Here is an 18,836-nt window from a genome sequence, read left to right on the forward strand (position 1 = left end):
CTGGAACCGGCGGGCGATTCTTGCCGCTGGAGTGTCGATGCCGAGCTGGAAACAGATTGTCCTTGCGTTTGTGATCGTGGTCGCAGCCACGGCGGCGTGGGCGCGCTTCTACCCCGGCGCTCCGCAAGTGCTGGCGCGCTGGGGCATCGACTGGGCCTATGGCGCCACACCTCCTGCCAAGGACACGGCGGCGGCTGGCTCCCGTCAGGCGGCGCGCAACGGCGCCCGGATTGCCACCATCGTTGCATCGCCGGCCGCCTCGGCTGTCATCAACGACCGCCTCCAGGCGATCGGCACTGGCCGCGCCAACGCTTCCGTGACCGTCAATTCCTACAGTTCCGGCCGCCTTGCCGAATTGCTGGTCGAATCCGGCAGCCATGTCGACAAGGGACAGATCATTGCGACGCTCGATTCCGAGACCGAAATCATCGCGCAGAACCGGGCCAACCTCGCTTTGCAGGATGCGCAGTCCAAGCTCGACCGCGTCAAATCGCTGCGCGCCTCCAATGCCGCGACGCCGGTAGCGGTGGCCGATGCAGAGGTGGTTCTGGCGGGCGCCAAGCTGGCGCTGCAGGACGCCGAGCTTGCGCTGCAGCGCCGGTCGATCCTGGCACCGATATCAGGCACTGTCGGCATCCTGCCGATCTCCGCCGGCAACTATGTGACAAACCAGTCGGCCATCGCCACGCTCGATGACCGCTCCTCGATCCTGGTTGATTTCCAGGTGCCCGAGCGCTTTGCCGCCGCCGTCAAGGTCGGCGCGCAACTGACGGCGACGCCGATCGCCAATCCGAGCAGCTCCTATACCGGCACGGTGTCGGCCATCGACAACCACATCGACGAGAAGAGCCGCACGCTGCTGGTCAAGGCCAAGATCGCCAATCCCGCCGATTCGCTGCGCGCCGGCATGTCGTTCTCCATCACCATGAAATTCCCCGGCGAGACCTATCCCGCCGTCAGCCCGCTGGCGATCCTGTGGGGCTCGGACGGCGCCTATGTCTGGCAGATCGAGGACGGCAAGGCCAAGCGCGTGCCGGTGCGCATCATCCAGCGCAACACCGAGACCGTGCTGATCGATGCCGAGATCGACAGCGGCGACATGGTGGTCACCGAAGGCACGCAGAGCGTCAGCGAGGGCGGCGAGGTCCGCATCGCCGGCCAGGAGCAGCGCGCCGCCAACACCGCCGAAGGCTCATGACCGGACCCGTCAACGCCGCCAGCGATACCGGCTTCACCGCGCTGTTCATCCGCAGGCCGGTCATGGCCTTCGTGCTCAACGTCCTCATCGCGGTTGCCGGCCTCGCCGCCTTCTACGGCGTCGAGATCCGCGAACTTCCGGACGTCGACCGCGCCGTGGTCACCGTTTCCACCACGTTCCAGGGCGCCGCGGCCGAAACCGTCGACCGCGAGCTGACCGACACGATCGAAGGTGCGGTGGCACGCGTCTCCGGCGTCAAGTCGATCTCGTCTTCCTCCTCCTTCGGCCAGAGCCGCGTCACCATCGAGTTCAACGACGGCGTCGACCTCAACGTCGCGGCCTCCGACGTGCGCGATGCCGTCGGCCGCGTCGCCAACCAGATACCGGACACCGCCGATCCGCCGCGCATCGTCAAGGCCGATGCCAATTCCGATGCGGTGATGCGGCTGGCTGTGACGTCCGACAACATGTCGGTCCAGGACATGACCGTGGTGGTGCAGGACCAGATCGAGGACGAACTGGCAGCCGTGCCCGGCGTCGCCGACGTTCAGGTCTATGGCGACCGCGACAAGATCTTCCGCATCGACGTCGACCAGAACAAGCTCGCCAGCCTCGGCTTCACCGTGGCCGACCTCAGGACAGCCCTGGCCTCGGTCGCCTTCGATTCCCCTGCCGGGTCGATCACCACGACCAACCAGGACTTGATCGTCCGCACCACGGCCGACGTGACCACGCCCGAGGAGTTCGAAAACATCATCATCGGCGGCACGACGCGCATACGCGACGTCGCCACCGTCACGCTCGGTCCCGATGTCGGCCAGACCACGCTGCGCTCCGATGGCAAGACCGGCATCGGCATCGGCATCATCCGCCAGGCGGAATCCAACACGCTTGATATTTCGACCGGCGTTCAGGCCGCCGTCGCCAAACTGCAGGAAAACCTGCCCAAGGGCATGGCGATCAAGATCACCAGCGACGACGCCGTCTTCGTCAAGGGCGCGGTCCACGAGGTCGAGATCGCGCTCGGCCTGTCGGTGACCATGGTGCTGATCGTCATCTACATCTTCCTGCTCGACTGGCGCGCCACGCTGATCCCGGGCCTGTCGATGCCGGTCGCCATGATCGGCACCATCGCCGCCATCTATCTGGCCGGCTTCTCCGTCAACATCCTGACGCTGCTTGCCATGGTGCTGGCGACGGGCCTTGTCGTCGACGACGCCATCGTGGTGCTTGAAAACATCGTGCGACGGCGCAACGAGGGCATGGGGCCGCGTGCGGCCGCCGTGCTCGGCGCGCAGGAAGTGTTCTTCGCCGTCGTCGCCACGACGCTGACGCTGGTCGCCGTCTTCGTGCCGATCTCCTTCCTGCCCGGCCAGACCGGCGGCCTGTTCCGCGAATTCGGCTTCGTGCTTGCCATGTCGGTGCTGCTGTCCTGCGTGGTGGCGCTTACGCTATGCCCGATGCTCGCCTCGCGCATGCTGACCGGCGCCTCGCTTCACCACGAGGGCGGCCACGGCATCGGCGCCCGTATCGGCGGCGTCCTGAATACCGCGTACAAGCGCGCCCTGCACGCTTGCCTCGATGCGCCCTGGATCGTGGTTCTGGTCGCGGTGCTGTTTGCCGGCACCGCCTTCACCCTGTTCGGCACCATCCGCCAGGAACTGACGCCGACCGAGGACCGCGCGGCCGTGCTGTTGCGAATCAATGCGCCGCAAGGCGTCAGCCTCGACTATACGACGCAGCAGATGCAGAAGATCGAGAAGCTGATCCAGCCGATGCGCGATTCCGGCGAGATCCGCTCGACCTTCGAGAATGCCGGCCAGAACGGCTCCTACAATTCCGGCTTCATGGTGATGACGCTGGCGCCCTGGAACGAGCGCAGCCGCAGCCAGCAGGAGATCATGGCCGAGATCAGCCAGCTCACCAAGCAAGTGCCGAGTGTGCGCATCTTCCCGGTGCAGCCCAACAGCCTCGGCATCCGTGGCGCCGGCAACGGCCTGCAATTCGCGCTGGTCGGCAACGACCGCAAGGCGCTCGGCGACGCGGCGGTGAAGATCATCGCCGAGATGCAGAAGGACCCGCGCTTCCAGACGCCGCGCCTGTCGATCGACCCGACGCAGCCGCAGCTGGCCGTCGCCATCGACCGCGAGCGCGCCTCCGACCTCGGCATCGACATCACGGGGCTCGCCAACACCATGCAGGCCATGCTCGACGGCAACGATGTCGTCGACGTCTACATCGCCGACCGCAGCTATGGCGTAAAACTGGTCTCGACCACCAATCCCATCAACGATCCGACCGATCTGGAAAACGTCTTCCTGAAGACGGGAGACGGCCGCTTCGTGCCGATGTCGACCATAGCCACGCTGACCGAGCGCGCCGTGCCGCCATCGCTGTCGCGCGAACAGCAGCAGCCATCGGTTGCCATCACCTCCAACCTCTCGGGTAATTTCGCGCTTGGCGACGCGCTGAGCCGCGCCGAGGAGATCGCCACGCCGCTCTTGCCGCCGGGCAGCCGCATCCTGCCGCTGGCCGAAGCCGCCACGCTGGGCGAAACCAACAGCGCCATGGTCACCATCTTCGGCTTCGCGCTGGTCATCATCCTCCTGGTGCTGGCCGCCCAGTTCGAAAGCTTCGTCAGCGCCGTCATCATCATGGCGACGGTGCCGCTTGGGCTGGCCTGCGCCATCTTCGCCTTGCTGCTGTCGGGCACCAGCCTCAACGCCTACAGCCAGATCGGCCTGGTGCTGCTGGTCGGCGTGATGGCCAAGAACGGTATCCTCATCGTCGAGTTCGCCAACCAGCTGCGTGATCGCGGGCTCAGCGTGCGCGAGGCGATCGAGCAGGCCTCGACCATCCGCCTGCGGCCGGTGATGATGACGATGATCTGCACCATCCTTGGCGGCGTGCCGCTGGTGCTGGCGGCGGGCGCGGGTGCCGAGGCACGTGTGGCGCTCGGCTGGGTCATCGTCGGCGGATTGGGGCTGGCCACCGTCTCGACATTGTTCCTGACACCGGTCGCCTATCTCCTGCTTGGCCGCTTCGTCACACCGAAGACCCATGAGGAAACACGCCTCAAGCGTGAGCTCGAGGAAGCCGCCTATGTCGGTGTGGAGCCGGCGCAGTAGCTGCTATTTCAGCAACCGGCCTTCGATCGACCAGCGCGCGGCAAGGAAATTCAGCACCGCCGCCACGATGACACCGCCGATCTTCGCCGGCCACACGCCGGCAATACCGGCGAACAGCGCGATCGACAGGCTGGAGACGCCGAGCGAAATCAACGCCCCAAGCGAGACGAAACGCAGGAAGGCGTCATGCAGCCGGATGGCCTGGTTGCGCTCGAACGACCAGAAGCCATTCGCCACGAAAGAGAAGATGACGGCGATCGACCATGAGATGACGTTGGCCGGCAGCGGCGCAACATGCAGCTTGAGCAGCAGGAAAAAGCCAGCGAGGTCGATGGCCGTGTTCGCCAGCCCGACTATGGCGAAGCGCACGATCTTGCTGCCGGTCGAACGGCGAGGCTGGTCGGCGCCGCTCATCCCTTGCCGTCCATGATCTCGACGCCGGCGCGGGCGAGGCTTGCACCAAACGCGTCGGAGGCCAGCACCGCGTATTCCACCTCGCGCACGCCTTGCATCGGGTCGCGCGCCCGCAGCGTGTCGTCGACATGGCCGGGATGGCACATGAACAGGCCTCGTTCCGGCAGTGTCTCGACTGCGGCCTGCAGAACCGGCGCGAACCGTTCGGGCTGCCGCCAGTCATAGATGCCGGCGAGCGGCTCGAAAAGAGTGAAGCCGACGCGCGCCATAGAGCGGTTGAAGCCGGCGGCCACGGCGGCAATTGCCGCGACCTTCGGCGCGACGACGGCATCGCCCAACGCCGGAGCGCCACGCAGCGCCGGCTGGCCGCCGGCTTCGGAAAAATGCGCCCGCAGCCATGTGCGCACGACAGGCAGGAAATGCACGTGCTGGTGCCCATCGATGAAGTCAGGTCGGCGGCCAAGCGCCTTGACGAAGCGGCTGTACTGCGCGTCGAGCTCGGCACGGACATCCCGCTCGTCAATGCTGCCGCGCAGGACCGGCAGTGCCAGCGAACGCAGCGGCGGCAGCCGGCCTTGCGGCGCCAGGCTCGACCGGCCGGTGACGGCCGGCTGGTCGGTGAGGGTCAGGTGCAGCCCCACCGCCGCGCGGCCGCATAGCGGCTTGATACGCTCCGCCGCATCGGGCCATTCCGGAAAGCCGGTCATGCAGCTGGTGCCGGTCAGGCGGCCGCGATCGAGCAAGTCGAGAATTCCAGCGGAAACCCCGGGCGCCAGGCCGTAATCGTCGGCGATCAGGCGAATGCGCCGCGTCATGCGCCAGATGCGCCTGGCGGCCTGTCCGAAACGCCGCGCACGACGTCGCGCACGATATAGACAGGCCGATCCTTGCTTTCCGAAAGCGTGACCCAGACATATTCACCGATCAGGCCAAGCAAGGTGAGATTGAGGCCGCCGAGGAGGACGACGGCGACCATGAGGCTGGGATAGCCGGGGACGGCGATGCCGTAGAACAGCACCTCGAAGAACACCTTGGCTCCGTAGAAGATGCCCGCCAACGCCGCCAGCATCCCGCTCAGGCTGATGATGCGCAGCGGGATGACGGAGAAGGACGTAAACCCTTCCAGCGAGAACGCGATCAGGTTGAGCCGGCTCCATTTCGACTTGCCGGTGACACGGTTCTCCGGTGAATAGGCTATGGCTTTCTGGCGGAAGCCGGCCCAGGCGAACAGGCCCTTGTTGAAGCGCCTTTTGTCACGCAGGCTGGTCAGCGCGCGCACCACGGCGCCGCGCATGACGCGGAAGTCGCCGGCATTTTCTGGGATGTCGAACCGCTGGCTGCTGTTGATCAGGCTGTAGAACAGCTTCGCCAGCTGGCTGCGCCGCCAACTGGCTTCGCGGCGGTCGTTCTGTGCGTAGACGACATCGATATCGGGATTTTCCACCAGTTCGGCGATCATCTTCAGGCTGGTGTCCATGGAATGCTGGAGGTCGGCGTCCATGACCAGCGCCATGTCGCCGCGCGACTGGTCGAGACCGGCGAGCACCGCGACCTCCTTGCCGAAATTGCGGCTGAGCCGCACGATCTCCCAGGAACCCGACAGCGCCTGTGAAAACCGCTCGGCGCCATTGTCGCTGCTGCCATCATCCACGAGGATCTTGTGGACTTCCATGCCGAAGCGCTGCGACACCTCGGCTTCGAGCTTGTCAAGCAATGCGGCAAAGGCCGATGCGGACTGCGCCTCGTTCAAGAACGGCGCGACAATATCGAGAACGGGCCGCGACTCAGCCATTTGCGACAGGCCTTTCATTCATGACCTTGCCTCCCGTCTTGGCCCAGAACCACCAGATCAGGAAGCCAGCGATAACGGTGACCGCAATCGGCCGGAACCAAGGGTACGTTAAATCTTGGATATGACGCTCGACTCCGGTCAATCCTGTCAGGAACAGCATCACGGACAGCACCGAAGCCAGGACACCGCCTCGTTCCTCGCGCCACAACAAGGCAATAGCGAGACCGGCAGGCACGGCGATCATGGCATAGGTGTTGGGCTCGACGCGCGGGTTGAAGACGCACATGTAAAATGTCGCCGTCAGGAAGATGGCGAGACCAGCCGTCCCGCGTTCAAGCTTGCGATCGAACCAGATGACGAATGAGAGCGTGAACAGGGCCATGACCATGCGCACGATGGTTGCGCCGGATTCCGGCATGGGGAGCCCGATTTTGGTGAAGGGGGCCGTGAAATCGGTGGGAACAAAGTGGCTGGTGTTGTCGACGGCCATCGAGGTCAGCATCCCGCCAAAAACACGATACTGGTCGTTGAGATAGCTAGCGGGTGCGAACGCATAGGGCAAGGCGAGCACGAACAGCACCGCCGGCACCAGCACCGGTATCAGCCGCAGGCGCAGGGCGCCGACCAACAAAAGCATGATGATCGCGGTCGGCTTGGCGATGATGGCGACCGAGGCCCAGAAGAAGGTTTCGGCACGCCGTCCTTCGAGCGCCGACAAAGTGAGAAGCCAGCAGGCGCCAGTCAAAAGGATCGTCGCCTGGCCGTTGCGGATCGCCGCCAAAGCCATCGGCAGGGCGAGGAACAGCCCAAAGGAAAGCAGCCACGGCAATTCCCCGCCGCCGAGCTTGCGCACCTGCCGTATCGCGGCAAAGGTCAGCACCGCGAAGCCGATAGTATGCCATACCAGGCCGCCCAGATGCGGACCGAGTTTCACCAACGGAACGTAGAGCGCCGCAAAGGCCGGCGCGTAGAGATATCCCATCTCGGACTGAATATTGTAGAGCGGCTGTCGGGCCAGCAACGCCTCGCTGCCGTCAATGTAGGCTTGCCAGACCGTCCGCGTGTGGGGAGACCACAAGACCAGGACAAGGACGATCAGGAACGCCCCGATCCACAGGCCAAATCCCAAACGGTCGAAAACCGGCTTGGATATCGTCATCAAGACACCCCACAACACTCGGAACAGCTCAGTCCAGCACGGTCCCGGCATTCGATGGCGGCGGCATATCACGGACAAAGCGGCGAGGCATAGGGGGCTGAAGAGCGCGGTTGTGATCTCGGCGGGCCGCTGCGGATGGCCGGACGCGCGGGCGTCCTAACGGGAAAGACGCGCCGAAAGCCTCGTATTCGGGCTTCCGGCGTGGCTTCGTATAGCATCAAGGCCGGATGAAAACCTTGCCGTTGGGCTTGGCCAGTTCCGCCGGCACCCGCGCGATCGCCTCGGCGAGCGGCACGACGGCCGTCACGTCGGTCGACCAGCGCCCGTCGGAAAAGCGCTTCTGCGCTTCAAGGATCGCCGGACCGCGCCGCTCCCTAGATTGCCGCATCCATTCGCTCAGCCAGAAACCCTCTATATGCTTGTGTTGGAAGATCAGTTGGCCGGGCTCGCGGATGATGGTGGCGTCAGGGTCGAGCCGGCCATAGATGATCCAGCGCGCCCGTTTCGGCATCGCATTGAAAATGGCCGAGGCCAGCGGCCCGGTGACCGCATCGAGGAAGATGCGCGGTTGCTCCGCCTTCATCACCTCGCGCAGCATGACCTCGAAATCCGGCGCCTTCTCGTTGAGCACATGGGCAGCGCCGATCTCCTTCAGCAGCGCGATCTGCTCATCGCGGCGCACGGTGACGATAGGCCGGTACCCTTCCTCCCTGGCCAGGCCGATGATCAGCTTGCAAAGCTGACTGGCGCCGGCGGTCGTGACGAAGGCCTTTTCGCCGTCCTGCTTGACGATGTCGAACATGGCGATGGCGGTAATCGGATTGACGATCATCGCCGCGCCGTCCTCGTCGCGCACCGTATCGAGCAGCGGAATGCAGGCTGCCGCCTCGGCGACGGCATATTCAGCCCACGAGCCCCAGTTGCTGAGGCCGGTGGCGAAGGCGACGCGCTTGCCGACGAGGCTCTTGGCATAGGGCTCGTCACCGCCGGCGACGATCGTGCCGACACCCTCGAAGCCGGCCGGCCGGCCTTTGGCGCGCGGCTGGCCGTACTGACCCTTGATGAAGGCGACATCGGAGGGGTTGATCGAGGCCAGGCTGACCTTGATCAGCACCTGGCTCGGTCCGGGCACCGGCACCGCGATGCGGCCCGGCACGAGATAGGGCTCCATCGCCTCGAGCGCACTGCCGCTTGGCGTCTTGGTGTAGCCGTCGCCGACCAGGAGCAACGCGTTCATTTCGGAGGGAATGGTCATCGGCGACACTCCTTGGTTGTTGACAGAACACTCGTGGTCTAGCGGCGGCTGCTCACAGCTTCTCCTGCGTGTACTTTTTCAGCTCCGACCGCGCCACCTGCCGGCGATGCACGGCGTCAGGGCCGTCGGCAAGGCGCAATGTCCTCAGATGCGTCCACGACCGCGCCAGCGGCGTGTCCTGGCTGATGCCTTGCGCGCCGAACATCTGTACCGCCTCGTCGGTGATCCTCAGCGCGACGCGCGGCGCGATGACCTTGATCTGGCTGATCCAGGGCGCAGCGGCGCGCGCATCGCCCTGGTCGATCATCCACGCCGCCTTGAGGCAGAGCAGCCGGGCCATCTCGATCTCCATGCGGCATTCGGCGATGATGTCGAAATTAGCGCCGAGTTTCGCCAGCTTCTGGCCGAAGGCCTCTCGGCGCACGGAGCGCTGGCACAGCATCTCCAGCGCCATCTCGGCCTGGCCTATGGCACGCATGCAGTGATGGATGCGGCCGGGACCGAGCCGCCCTTGCGCGATCTCGAACCCCCTGCCCTCGCCGAGGATCAGGTTCGCTGCCGGTACCCTGACATTGTCGAAGCGCAGGTGCATATGGCCATGCGGCGCGTCGTCGTCGCCATAGACCTGCATGGCGCGGACCTTGGTCGCGCCCTTTGTGTCGGAAGGCACCAGGATCATCGAATGGCGGCGGTGCTGAGGCTCGTCTTCGCCGCCGGTCCGCACCATGACGATGTAGATAGCGCAGCGCGGGTCGCCGGCGCCCGAGGCCCACCATTTCTCGCCGTTGAGCACATAATCGTCGCCCTGCCTCTCGCAGCGCATCGAAATGTTGGTGGCGTCGGACGAGGCGACATGAGGCTCGGTCATCAGATAGGCCGAGCGGATTTTTCCATCCAAAAGCGGCTCGAGCCAGACCTTCTTGTGGTCGGCCGAGCCGTAGCGCTCCAGCACCTCCATATTGCCGGTGTCCGGCGCCGAGCAATTGAAGGTTTCGGCGCCGAGATGCGCCTTGCCCATCTCCTCCGCCAGATAAGCGTATTCGACGGTGGACAGGCCGTAGCCGCGTTCCGAGCCTGTCAGCCAGAAATTCCACAGACCGCGCTCCCTGGCGGTCTTCTTCAATCCTTCGAGGATTTCGCTCTGGCGTGGGCTGTAGACCCAGCGGTCGCCCGCCTTGCCCACCTCGCCCAAGAATTCCTTGTCGAGCGGCATGATCTCGTCGCGCACCATGGCCGCGACGCGCGCGTGGATCGGCTTCAGCCGCTCAGTCATGCCGAGATTCATCTCCGTCATCGGTCGCTAACCCTTCATAGAGGCCCGGCAATTTACCCGTGGCAAGGATGACCGTACTTCGGATAGCCTTGTCAACGCGAACTCTTTGCCCAGGGCAAAGCGTGGAGGACTGGAATGGCCTATCTCGACGAGCTGTTTTCGGTGGCCGGCAAGACCGCGCTGGTGACGGGCGCGGCGACCGGTATCGGCCGCATGGCGGCGACAGCGCTGGTCAAGGCCGGTGCCAGCGTCATGATCGCTTCGCGCAAGGGCGAGGATTGCATCCAGGTTGCCAATGCGTTGAACGGGCTCGGCGCCCCCGGCCGGGCCGAGGGCTTCGCCGGCGACGTCTCCAGCGAGGCCGGCATCGCCGCACTCGTCGCCGAGGTCAAGGCGCGGACCGCCAAACTCGATATCCTGATCAACAATGCCGGCGTTTCCTGGGGCGCGCCGCTGGAGAGTTTTCCCTATTCGGCATGGGCCAAGGTGTTCGGCGTCAATGTCACCGCCGTCTTCCACCTGACCCGCGAATTGCTGCCTCTGCTCGAAGCCGCCGCCAGCGACGCCGATCCGGCCCGGGTGATCAACCTGGGTTCGGTGATGGGGACGCAGCCGTTGGCCGACGACGCTTATTCCTACACGGCGTCCAAGGCCGCGGTGCATCATCTGACGCGTACGCTCGCACTCGAATTCGCCGCCCGCCGCATCACCGTCAACGCCTTTGCCCCCGGCCCTTTCCAAAGCCGCATGACGGCCTTTGCCACCGGTACCGATGAGCAGGCCAAACATGTCGGCGGCCATGTTCCGATCGGCCGTATCGGCGCACCGGATGACATTGCCGGCGCAACGCTCTATTTGTGCAGCCGTGCAGGCAGCTATGTCACCGGCGCCATCCTGCCGATCGACGGCGGGCAGTCGGTGCAGCATGGATTGACCTTGTTCAAGGAATGACATTTTCCGGCCATAGAAGCCGGAGTGAACTGGAGGACATGAGCGTGGAACCGATCAGTCTCGATGTGCTTCTGGCCAGTGTCGGCAAGGAGGTTGGCGTTTCGCCGTGGCGGGTGGTGACGCAGCGGATGATCGACCAGTTCGCCGACGCCACCGACGATCACCAGTTCATCCATTGCGATCCCGAGCGGGCCAAGCGCGAGACGCCCTTCGGCGGCACCATCGCGCATGGTTTCCTGTCGCTGTCGCTGCTGTCGGCAATGACCTTCGAGACCATGCCGCCGCTGGAAAACGGCAAGATGGGCGTCAATCACGGCTTCGATTCGCTGCGCTTCCTGGCCCCGGTGAAGACCGGCGCGCGCATCCGCACCCGTTTCGTGCTGGCCGATGTCAAGGTGAGACCCTCGGGCTGGGTGCAGACGGCGCACGACGTGACGATCGAGATAGAGGGTTCGAAGAAACCGGCCCTGACCGCCCGCTGGCTGACGCTGACGCTGATCGAACGCCAGCCCGAGACCGCATGAACGACCCCAACGCGCTCGACCAGGCAGCGCTTGCGCCTTACCTCAAGGCGGAAATCCCCGGCTTTTCCGGGTTTGCTTCAATCGAAAAATTCAAATCCGGCCAGTCCAACCCGACCTATCTCATCACGGCGGCCAGCGGCCGCTATGTGCTGCGCGCCAAGCCGCCGGGGCAGTTGCTGAAGTCGGCGCATCAGGTCGACCGCGAATTCCGCGTGATGAAGGCGCTTGCCGGCACCGCCGTGCCAGTGCCCGAAATGCTGCATCTGTCGGCCGAGGACTCGCCGATCGGCCGCATGTTCTATGTCATGGATTTCCTCGACGGCCGTATCTTCTGGGATCCGGCATTGCCCGAGGCACGTGACAACGATGAACGCGCCGCCATCTACGACGCCATGAACGGCACGCTCGCGGCCCTGCACGATGTCGATGTCGACGCGGTGGGTCTTTCCGATTTCGGCCGGCCGGGCAATTATTTCGAACGGCAGCTGGCACGCTGGACCAGCCAGTACCGCGCCTCCGAAACCGCCATAATTGCCGACATGGACCGACTGATCGCCTGGCTGGAAACGCACCTGCCCGCGGATGACGGCCTGGTATCGCTGGTGCATGGCGACTACCGGCTGGACAATCTGATCTTCGCGCCGGACCGGCCAAGGGTCATCGCGGTGCTCGACTGGGAACTGTCGACATCAGGCCACCCCGTCGCCGACATCGCCTATCAATGCATGCAATGGCGCCTGCCGCATGCTTCCGGCTTTCGCGGCCTCGGCGGCGTCGACCGCGCCGCGCTCGGCCTGCCTTCCGAGGAAGACTATATCGCTGCCTATTGCCGGCGGCGCGGGCTCGGCGGCATCGGCAACTGGACCTTCTTCCTCGCCTTCTCCTTCTTCCGGTTGGCGGCGATCTGCCAGGGTGTCTACAAGCGCGCGCTGGACGGCAATGCCTCCAATCCCGAAAAGGCCAGGACCTATGGCGAGGCGGTGAAGCTGCTGTCGCATCTCGCCGCCAGACTGATCGACAAGCAGACATGACGGGGAGCAATTATGGGCCGCTTTGACGGAGCAACGGTGCTGATCACAGGTGCCGCCGGCGGCCTCGGCCAGGGTGCCGCGAAAGGCTTTGCCACCGAGGGCGCGCGGCTGGTGTTATCGGACATCGACGAGAAGGCGCTCGCAGATCTCGCCGCAACCTTGCCCACAGAGACGGCGATCCTGGCCGGTAACGTGGCCGACGAAAAACTGTCCGAGGATCTGGTCCGGCTGGCGGTCGAAAGATTCGGCAGGCTGGATGTCGCCGTCAACAATGCCGGCATCGTCCAGAGTTTCGTGCGCCTGCCGCAGGTTCCGTCGGACGAGGCCCGCCGTGTGCTTGAGATCGACCTGCTTGGCGTCTTCTATGCCATGAAGCACCAGATCCCGCAGATGGAGCGGCAGTTCAAGGCGACAGCCAGGGGCGGCGCCATCGTCAACATCGCCTCGGTTGCCGGACTGGTCGGCGCGCCGAAACTCTCGGTCTATGCCGCCGCCAAGCATGGCGTCGTCGGGCTGACCAAATCGGCGGCCGCCGAATATGCGACCAAGGGTGTGCGCATCAACGCCATCTGCCCGGCCCACACCAGGACGGCAATGGTGGACAGTTTCGTGCGCGCCTCCGGTATGCCGGAGGTAGAGGCGCTGGCCGAACTGACACGCGGCGTGCCGATGAAACGCGTGGCGGAAGTCGATGAAGTCACCGTCGCCATCCTGTTCGCCGCCGACCCGGCCAACTCCTTCATGACCGGCCATGCGCTGGCCATAGACGGCGGCGTCGGCGCCATCTGAGCCATGCCGTTTGGGAACTTCCCGTGCCCTTGTCCGTTTCCGTACAGCGTATATAATTTAGCCGGATACAACCAACCCCAGACACGACCGAAAGGCACCGGATTTGCCGCTGAGCGTGCAGAAACGCCGCGAGAAACAGAAGGCCGAACTGCGTTCCGAACTGGTCGCGGCCGCGCACAAGCTCGTTCAGGAAGAAGGCTATGAGGGCCTGACCATCCGCAAACTGGCCAAGCGGGTCGGCTACGCGCCGATGTCGGTCTATTCCTATTTCGCCGACAAGCAGGACATTCTGTTCGCGTTGGCCGAGGACGCTTTCGAAACGCTTGCCCGCCGTATCGAGGAGCATCCGTCCGACGATCCGGTCGAGGCCTTGCAGGCCGTGATGACCGAATATGCCGCCTTCGGCCTCGGCAATCCCAATGAATACCGCACCGTTTTCATGACCGAAAAGACCAGGCCGCCGGAAGGTCGGAGTTTTCAAGAAATGCACGAGGCCAACCCGGCGATGAAGGTGCTGATCACGCGGGTCGAAGCCTGCGTCGCCGCCGGAAAATTGCAAGGCGATCCGCGCGCCATCGCCACCATGTTGTGGGCGGTTGGCCACGGCACGATCTCGCTGCTGATCACCTTTCCCTTCTACCCCTTCGGCGACCCGCAGGCATTCGTGAAACGCATGTGCGATTTCCAACTGGCCGCACTGAGCACCCAGAACGTACCGCCATTGACCGATACATTGGTCAACTGCTGAACGACATCTCCTTCGTTTCCACGCTTCCTCGCCACCCTTTCGGACCAAACCGAGGGCAAATTTTTGGTTAACAAAGAATTTATCGTACGCGTACGATCTTGACTTGAACTTCGCGATCGGCAGTCGTATTTGTACGCAGCACCGTACATGTACGGAAGAAATTCACCCGTCGAAAACGGAGACTGACGATGAAAAAGACACTCCTCGCCCTCGCCGCCGTGGTGGCACTTTCCGGTTCGGCCTTCGCCGCCGGCACCACCCGGCCGGTCAAGCACCTGCCGGCCGCGACCTGTGTCGACACCAAGACCAATGTGAAGCTGGATTGCGCCTCGACCGGCTCGGTCGAGAAGAAGGGCACCGCGGAAAATACCGCTGAAGGCAAGGGCCTGCGCCTTGGCATCAGCATCAATCCCTGGATCCTGCCAAGCGCGTTCTAAGGTCGACCGCATACCCGCCCGGGGTTTCCCCGGGCATGGACGAGATAGCTACCCCAGGTTCTGCGCCTGATATTGAGTTGGTGCGCAGCCAACCTTGCCGCTGAAGGCGGTGCTGAAGGCACTAGCCGATTGATAGCCAACATCGGCGGCGATCTGGCTGAGCGGTTTGTGGCTATGCAGCAAGGCATCCTTGGCCAGCGCCATTCGCCACGCCAGCAGATATTCGACCGGTGCCGCCCCGACGATATCGGTGAACCGCCGCGCAAAGCGCGAGCGTGACATACCGGCACTTCTGGCGAGTTCGGCGACCGTCCACGCTCTGCCGACATCCGCATGGATGTGGGCGAGCGCCCTCGCCAGCTTCGGATCCGCAAGGCCGCCAAGCAGTCCCTGAGGCTGTAACGCGCGCCGCGCGCCATCCCGCCGCAGCGTTTCGATCAGCATCACCTCGATCAGCCTCGACAGCACCATGTCCCTGGCCGGTCGTGCAGCGTTTGTCTCATCGACGATGATGCGCATCAGGCTTCCCAGCCTTTCCCCGACTTCCTCCGCCGCCCGTATATGGGTGAAGCGTGGCAGCAGACCGAACAGCAGATCGGCATTGGCCGGGTCGCACAGGATCAGGCCGCCAAGGATGCGCGTCGTCGGGCCTTCCGCTAGTGTGCCGACCCTGAGCTCATTGTTGACCGTATTGCGTTGCTTGAACTCGGTGTCGGACAGGACGAGCTTGGCGCCGGGGTGGCTGACGAAGCACACCGAAGACGGCTGCGCGGCCAGGAGGTAATCCCCCGCGCACACCCGCACCGCCTCGGCATAGTCTGGCTCGAACCAGCATTCACCTTCGGTCACCAGATAGAAGGTGGGGTCGGTCTGGTATGGCGAGCGGATGCCCCACTCACCGGTTGCTGCGAGATTGCCAAGCAGCAGCGTCCTTGGGCGCAACAGGGCGATGATATCGGTCAAGGGGTCCAAATGAGACGATCCGTAATTTAACTGGCATTTTCCATTATAGATCAGCCCAAAAGTTTTACCTAGATCACCCGCATAACCTCAAGGAGTTATGTGAATGACCAAGACCGTCCTCATCACCGGCTGTTCCTCCGGACTGGGCAAGACCACGGCGAGGCACTTCGCGGCCCAAGGCTGGAACGTCATCGCCACGATGCGCAAGCCGGACCAGAGCCTCGCCGCCGGCTATCCCGAGCAAATGCTTGTCTTGCCTCTCGACGTCACCAACCCAGCCAGCATAGAGAGCGCCATTGCCGCCGGGATCGCGCGATTTGGGCATATCGACACCGTCATCAACAATGCCGGCATCAGCGTCGTTTCGATCTTCGAGGCGACCGCGAAGGAGACGATCCGCGGCATTTTCGAGACCAATGTTTTCGGGGTGATGAATGTCATGCAGGCCGTCATCCCGCATCTGCGTGATCATGGCGGCGGCACGATCGTCAACATCACCTCCGGCGTCGGGCTGGCGGCCGTACCACTGCTGGCGCTGTACACCGCGACCAAGCATGCCGTCGAAGGCCTGTCGGAATCGCTGTCCTACGAACTTGAATCGCAGAACATCCTGGTCAAGCTGGTCGAACCCGGCGCCATGCGCACCACCAGTTTCACCGCCAACACCATGGAGGCGTCACAGGCCGTTTCCGTGCCGGCAGAATACAAGCCCTACTTCGACCACATGATGCGGTCGATGATGAACTACCCGCTCCCGGATGCGGATGAAGAACAGGTCGTTGCGACAATCCATGCGGCGGCGACCGATCCATCAAACCGCCTGCGCTATCTCGCCGGTCCGGACACCGAGGAAATGGCGAGGTTGCGTTGGTCGACCTCGGAAGACGAGTATCTGTCGACCATGAACCGGTTGATGGGACAGACCGCCTGGCGCGACGGCAATCCTGGCTGATCGCTTTGAGCCAAGGCTGCCAACCGCTGCGATGGCCGGATGTCAGCCGACCGAGATCGGCAGCCTGCTCGCCGAACTCTCGAAGGCAGCGTCGATCAGCTTCTGCATGTCGGCGGCGCGCCGGAAGGACGGGGCACCATTCTGCCCGGCATCCAGCGCGTCGACAAACCGCCGGGCGTTGCGCTTGACATCCGGCAGGGCCAGCTCGCGCCAGAGCTGAACATCGACGTCCTCTCCCAGGCACGCCGACAGCCGCGCTGCCTTGCCATCGGTCTCGACCTTGAGCGCTCCCTTGGTGCCATGCAGCGCCAGCGACAGGTCATTGCCATGGCCGGTTGTGTAGCGGCTCGCCATGATCGTCGCCAGTGCGCCGGATGCCAGCCGTGCCGTCATCGCCACGCTGTCATTGGCGTCCAGCACATAGTCGCCGATCCGGTTGCCCTCGGCCTTTGGAAACGTCACCAGATCGGCGTGCAGGCTGACAATATCCTGGGCCGCGCCATAGGTGGCGAAGTCCAGGATGTGGATGCCGACATCGCCCAGAACCCCGGTCGACCCGTGCCGGGTCGACAGCCGCCACAGCCATTTGTCCTCGAGGCGCCAGTCGCCCCAGGATTTGCTGACCAGCCAGCTCTGCTTGTAGCTCGCCTCGACATGGCGCAATTCGCCGATCGCGCCCGCCAACACCAGACGCCGTGCTTCCTGGATCGCCGGTGAATTGCGGTAGGTGAGATTGACCATGTTGACGAGGCCGGCGGCCTCGGCCGCTTCGGTCATGGCAAGCGCATCGGCATGGTTCGGCGCGAGCGGCTTTTCGCAAAAGACATGTTTTCCCGCGGCAAGCAGCGCCAGCGTCGTCGCCTTGTGCACACCGTCCGGAGTGGCGTTGATGGCGGCGTCGAAATCGCCCCAGGCGATCGCCGCTTCAAGGCTCTCGAAAGAAGCGCCGATCTCGTTGGCAGCGGCAAACGCCGCCGCGCGGCCAGGCAGCTGATCGACACAGGCGACAATGCTGCAGCCAGGAACCTTTGCGAACTCTTCTACATGATGTCCGGCGATCCAGCCGGTGCCGAGCAAGAGCAGGCGATGCATCAGATCAGGTCCCCCATCAACTCAAACCCTTGTCGCCATCGGCATGCAGGCGCAGGCCCTTCTGCACGATCTTCTCCTTGGCCTTGTCCGTCGGCACGTTCGGCGCATTGGTGATGCCGGACCATGCGGGCGCCGGATTGTGCGCCCAGTGCACGGCATTGCGCAGCACCTGCTGCACGCCCTCATTGTGATAGATCGGATAGGTCTCGTGGCCGGGCGAGAAATAGAAGATGCGGCCCGCGCCACGCTGGTAGGTCAGCCCGGAACGGAACACCTCGCCGCCCTCGTACCAGGAGACGAACACCGTCTCCAGCGGCTCCGGCACGGCGAAGGGCTCGCCATACATTTCCGTCTCGCCGATCTCCAGGCATTCGCCGATGCCTTGCGCGATCGGGTGGCCGCGGTTGATCGCCCAGACCCGCTCGCGCTCACCCGCCTCGCGCCATTTCAGCGAACAGGGCGTGCCCATCAGCCGCTTGAATATCTTCGAGTAATGGCCGGAATGCAGCACGATCAGCCCCATGCCTTCCCAGATCCGCTTCTGCACGCGCTCGACGATCTCGTCCTTGACCTCGCCATGCGCGGCATGGCCCCACCACAAAAGCACGTCGGTGGCGGCCAGGCGCTTCTCGCTCAGCCCGTGCTCGGGTTCCTGCAAGGTGGCGGTCGTCGCCTCGATGCCCTTGTCCTGGTTGAGTGCCGCGGCGATCGTGCCATGCATGGTCAAGGGATAGAGGTCGCGGACGGCGGCATTGGTCTGTTCATGGACGTTCTCGCCCCAGACAACAGCTTTTATCGGCATTTTTCCTCCTCCAAAGCGCTTTGAATATCCCATCTGGCGATACCTTGGAAAGATGCCTTCGGCCAAAATTGCGGAAAATCAGGGCTTGCGGGATTTTCGACCAGGAACGGTCTTGGCCTTGCCCGGCTTGGCGGGCGCGCCGGGGATCGCCGAACTGGTGATGGACACCGGATCGCTGGCCGGGAACGTGTCCTCGAGGCCCTCCTCGAGCTCCTCTTCCGCGCTTGACGCTTCGTGTTGCTCGTGCTCAAGCGAGCGGACGGCCGACGTCTTCTTGAGTGGCAACCTCGGCACGGACTTCGACGGCATCGACACTTCTCCCTCGACC

The 18,836-nt window shown here is 64.1% G+C and carries 19 protein-coding genes; 9 read left to right on the top strand and 10 right to left on the bottom strand.

Annotation, left to right across the window (positions count from 1 at the left end; genetic code table 11):
• Positions 1-37: 37 nt before the first annotated feature.
• Together D3242_RS16630 and D3242_RS16635 are read left to right on the top strand one after the other, a co-directional pair.
• Positions 38-1,198, top strand: coding sequence for an efflux RND transporter periplasmic adaptor subunit (locus D3242_RS16630; protein WP_064980827.1), 1,161 nt, complete (start codon positions 38-40; stop codon positions 1,196-1,198).
• Entirely contained in the window at positions 1,195-4,326 is a 3,132-nt protein-coding gene (locus D3242_RS16635) for an efflux RND transporter permease subunit (RefSeq protein WP_064980829.1), read from the top strand. Before D3242_RS16630 ends, D3242_RS16635 begins: the two co-directional genes overlap by 4 nt.
• A 3-nt stretch (positions 4,327-4,329) precedes the next feature.
• Here D3242_RS16635 and D3242_RS16640 read toward each other — a convergent pair whose 3' ends face one another.
• The 6 genes from D3242_RS16640 to D3242_RS16665 form a co-directional block, all read right to left on the bottom strand.
• Positions 4,330-4,740: a GtrA family protein gene (locus D3242_RS16640; protein ID WP_064980830.1), complete on the bottom strand. Its 411-nt coding sequence runs from the start codon at positions 4,738-4,740 to the stop codon at positions 4,330-4,332.
• The gene (locus tag D3242_RS16645; protein WP_038649500.1) at positions 4,737-5,555 is read right to left on the bottom strand and encodes a ChbG/HpnK family deacetylase; all 819 of its coding nucleotides are present in this window, start codon (positions 5,553-5,555) and stop codon (positions 4,737-4,739) included. The genes D3242_RS16640 and D3242_RS16645 overlap by 4 nt, the downstream gene beginning before the upstream one ends.
• The gene (locus D3242_RS16650; RefSeq protein WP_064980832.1) at positions 5,552-6,532 is read right to left on the bottom strand and encodes a glycosyltransferase family 2 protein; all 981 of its coding nucleotides are present in this window, start codon (positions 6,530-6,532) and stop codon (positions 5,552-5,554) included. The genes D3242_RS16645 and D3242_RS16650 overlap by 4 nt, the downstream gene beginning before the upstream one ends.
• On the bottom strand, positions 6,525-7,691 hold the full coding sequence (locus D3242_RS16655; protein WP_064980833.1) for a glycosyltransferase family 87 protein: 1,167 nt from the start codon (positions 7,689-7,691) through the stop codon (positions 6,525-6,527). The genes D3242_RS16650 and D3242_RS16655 overlap by 8 nt, the downstream gene beginning before the upstream one ends.
• A 217-nt stretch (positions 7,692-7,908) precedes the next feature.
• Positions 7,909-8,946 carry a zinc-binding dehydrogenase gene (locus D3242_RS16660; RefSeq protein WP_064980835.1) on the bottom strand — a complete coding sequence of 346 codons (1,038 nt, stop codon included), beginning with the start codon at positions 8,944-8,946 and terminating at the stop codon, positions 7,909-7,911.
• Positions 8,947-8,998: 52 nt separating this feature from the next.
• On the bottom strand, positions 8,999-10,240 hold the full coding sequence (locus D3242_RS16665; RefSeq protein ID WP_064980836.1) for an acyl-CoA dehydrogenase family protein: 1,242 nt from the start codon (positions 10,238-10,240) through the stop codon (positions 8,999-9,001).
• Between the two features lie 114 nt (positions 10,241-10,354).
• Here D3242_RS16665 and D3242_RS16670 point away from each other — a divergent pair, with 114 nt between their 5' ends.
• The 6 genes from D3242_RS16670 to D3242_RS16695 all read left to right on the top strand — a co-directional run bounded on the left by D3242_RS16670 (position 10,355) and on the right by D3242_RS16695 (position 14,699).
• Positions 10,355-11,170 (top strand): SDR family oxidoreductase, encoded by an 816-nt coding sequence (locus D3242_RS16670; RefSeq protein ID WP_064980838.1) that lies wholly within the window; start codon positions 10,355-10,357, stop codon positions 11,168-11,170.
• A 38-nt stretch (positions 11,171-11,208) separates the two neighbouring features.
• Entirely contained in the window at positions 11,209-11,694 is a 486-nt protein-coding gene (locus D3242_RS16675) for a MaoC family dehydratase (RefSeq protein ID WP_019861112.1), read from the top strand.
• On the top strand, positions 11,691-12,725 hold the full coding sequence (locus D3242_RS16680; protein WP_064980840.1) for a phosphotransferase: 1,035 nt from the start codon (positions 11,691-11,693) through the stop codon (positions 12,723-12,725). The genes D3242_RS16675 and D3242_RS16680 overlap by 4 nt, the downstream gene beginning before the upstream one ends.
• A gap of 12 nt (positions 12,726-12,737) precedes the next feature.
• Entirely contained in the window at positions 12,738-13,514 is a 777-nt protein-coding gene (locus D3242_RS16685; RefSeq protein ID WP_064980843.1) for an SDR family NAD(P)-dependent oxidoreductase, read from the top strand.
• Between the two features lie 103 nt (positions 13,515-13,617).
• Complete coding sequence (locus D3242_RS16690) at positions 13,618-14,262, top strand: TetR/AcrR family transcriptional regulator (protein WP_019861116.1); 645 nt, start codon at positions 13,618-13,620, stop codon at positions 14,260-14,262.
• Between the two features lie 188 nt (positions 14,263-14,450).
• Positions 14,451-14,699 (top strand): DUF680 domain-containing protein, encoded by a 249-nt coding sequence (locus D3242_RS16695; RefSeq protein ID WP_064980844.1) that lies wholly within the window; start codon positions 14,451-14,453, stop codon positions 14,697-14,699.
• 48 nt (positions 14,700-14,747) lie between these two features.
• On the opposite strand, the gene D3242_RS16700 is transcribed toward D3242_RS16695, so the two are convergent.
• On the bottom strand, positions 14,748-15,671 hold the full coding sequence (locus D3242_RS16700; RefSeq protein ID WP_064980845.1) for an AraC family transcriptional regulator: 924 nt from the start codon (positions 15,669-15,671) through the stop codon (positions 14,748-14,750).
• Between the two features lie 94 nt (positions 15,672-15,765).
• Here D3242_RS16700 and D3242_RS16705 point away from each other — a divergent pair, with 94 nt between their 5' ends.
• Positions 15,766-16,614 (top strand): SDR family oxidoreductase, encoded by an 849-nt coding sequence (locus D3242_RS16705; RefSeq protein ID WP_064980846.1) that lies wholly within the window; start codon positions 15,766-15,768, stop codon positions 16,612-16,614.
• A 42-nt stretch (positions 16,615-16,656) separates the two neighbouring features.
• Here D3242_RS16705 and D3242_RS16710 read toward each other — a convergent pair whose 3' ends face one another.
• The 3 genes from D3242_RS16710 to D3242_RS16720 form a co-directional block, all read right to left on the bottom strand.
• The gene (locus D3242_RS16710) at positions 16,657-17,706 is read right to left on the bottom strand and encodes a Gfo/Idh/MocA family protein (RefSeq protein WP_019861120.1); all 1,050 of its coding nucleotides are present in this window, start codon (positions 17,704-17,706) and stop codon (positions 16,657-16,659) included.
• 16 nt (positions 17,707-17,722) lie between these two features.
• Positions 17,723-18,508, bottom strand: coding sequence for a ThuA domain-containing protein (locus D3242_RS16715; protein WP_019861121.1), 786 nt, complete (start codon positions 18,506-18,508; stop codon positions 17,723-17,725).
• 78 nt (positions 18,509-18,586) lie between these two features.
• Positions 18,587-18,817: a hypothetical protein gene (locus D3242_RS16720; protein ID WP_027047386.1), complete on the bottom strand. Its 231-nt coding sequence runs from the start codon at positions 18,815-18,817 to the stop codon at positions 18,587-18,589.
• Positions 18,818-18,836 lie beyond the last annotated feature (19 nt).

It is taken from the genome of Mesorhizobium jarvisii (genome assembly GCF_003601985.1).
GTDB lineage: Bacteria > Pseudomonadota > Alphaproteobacteria > Rhizobiales > Rhizobiaceae > Mesorhizobium > Mesorhizobium jarvisii.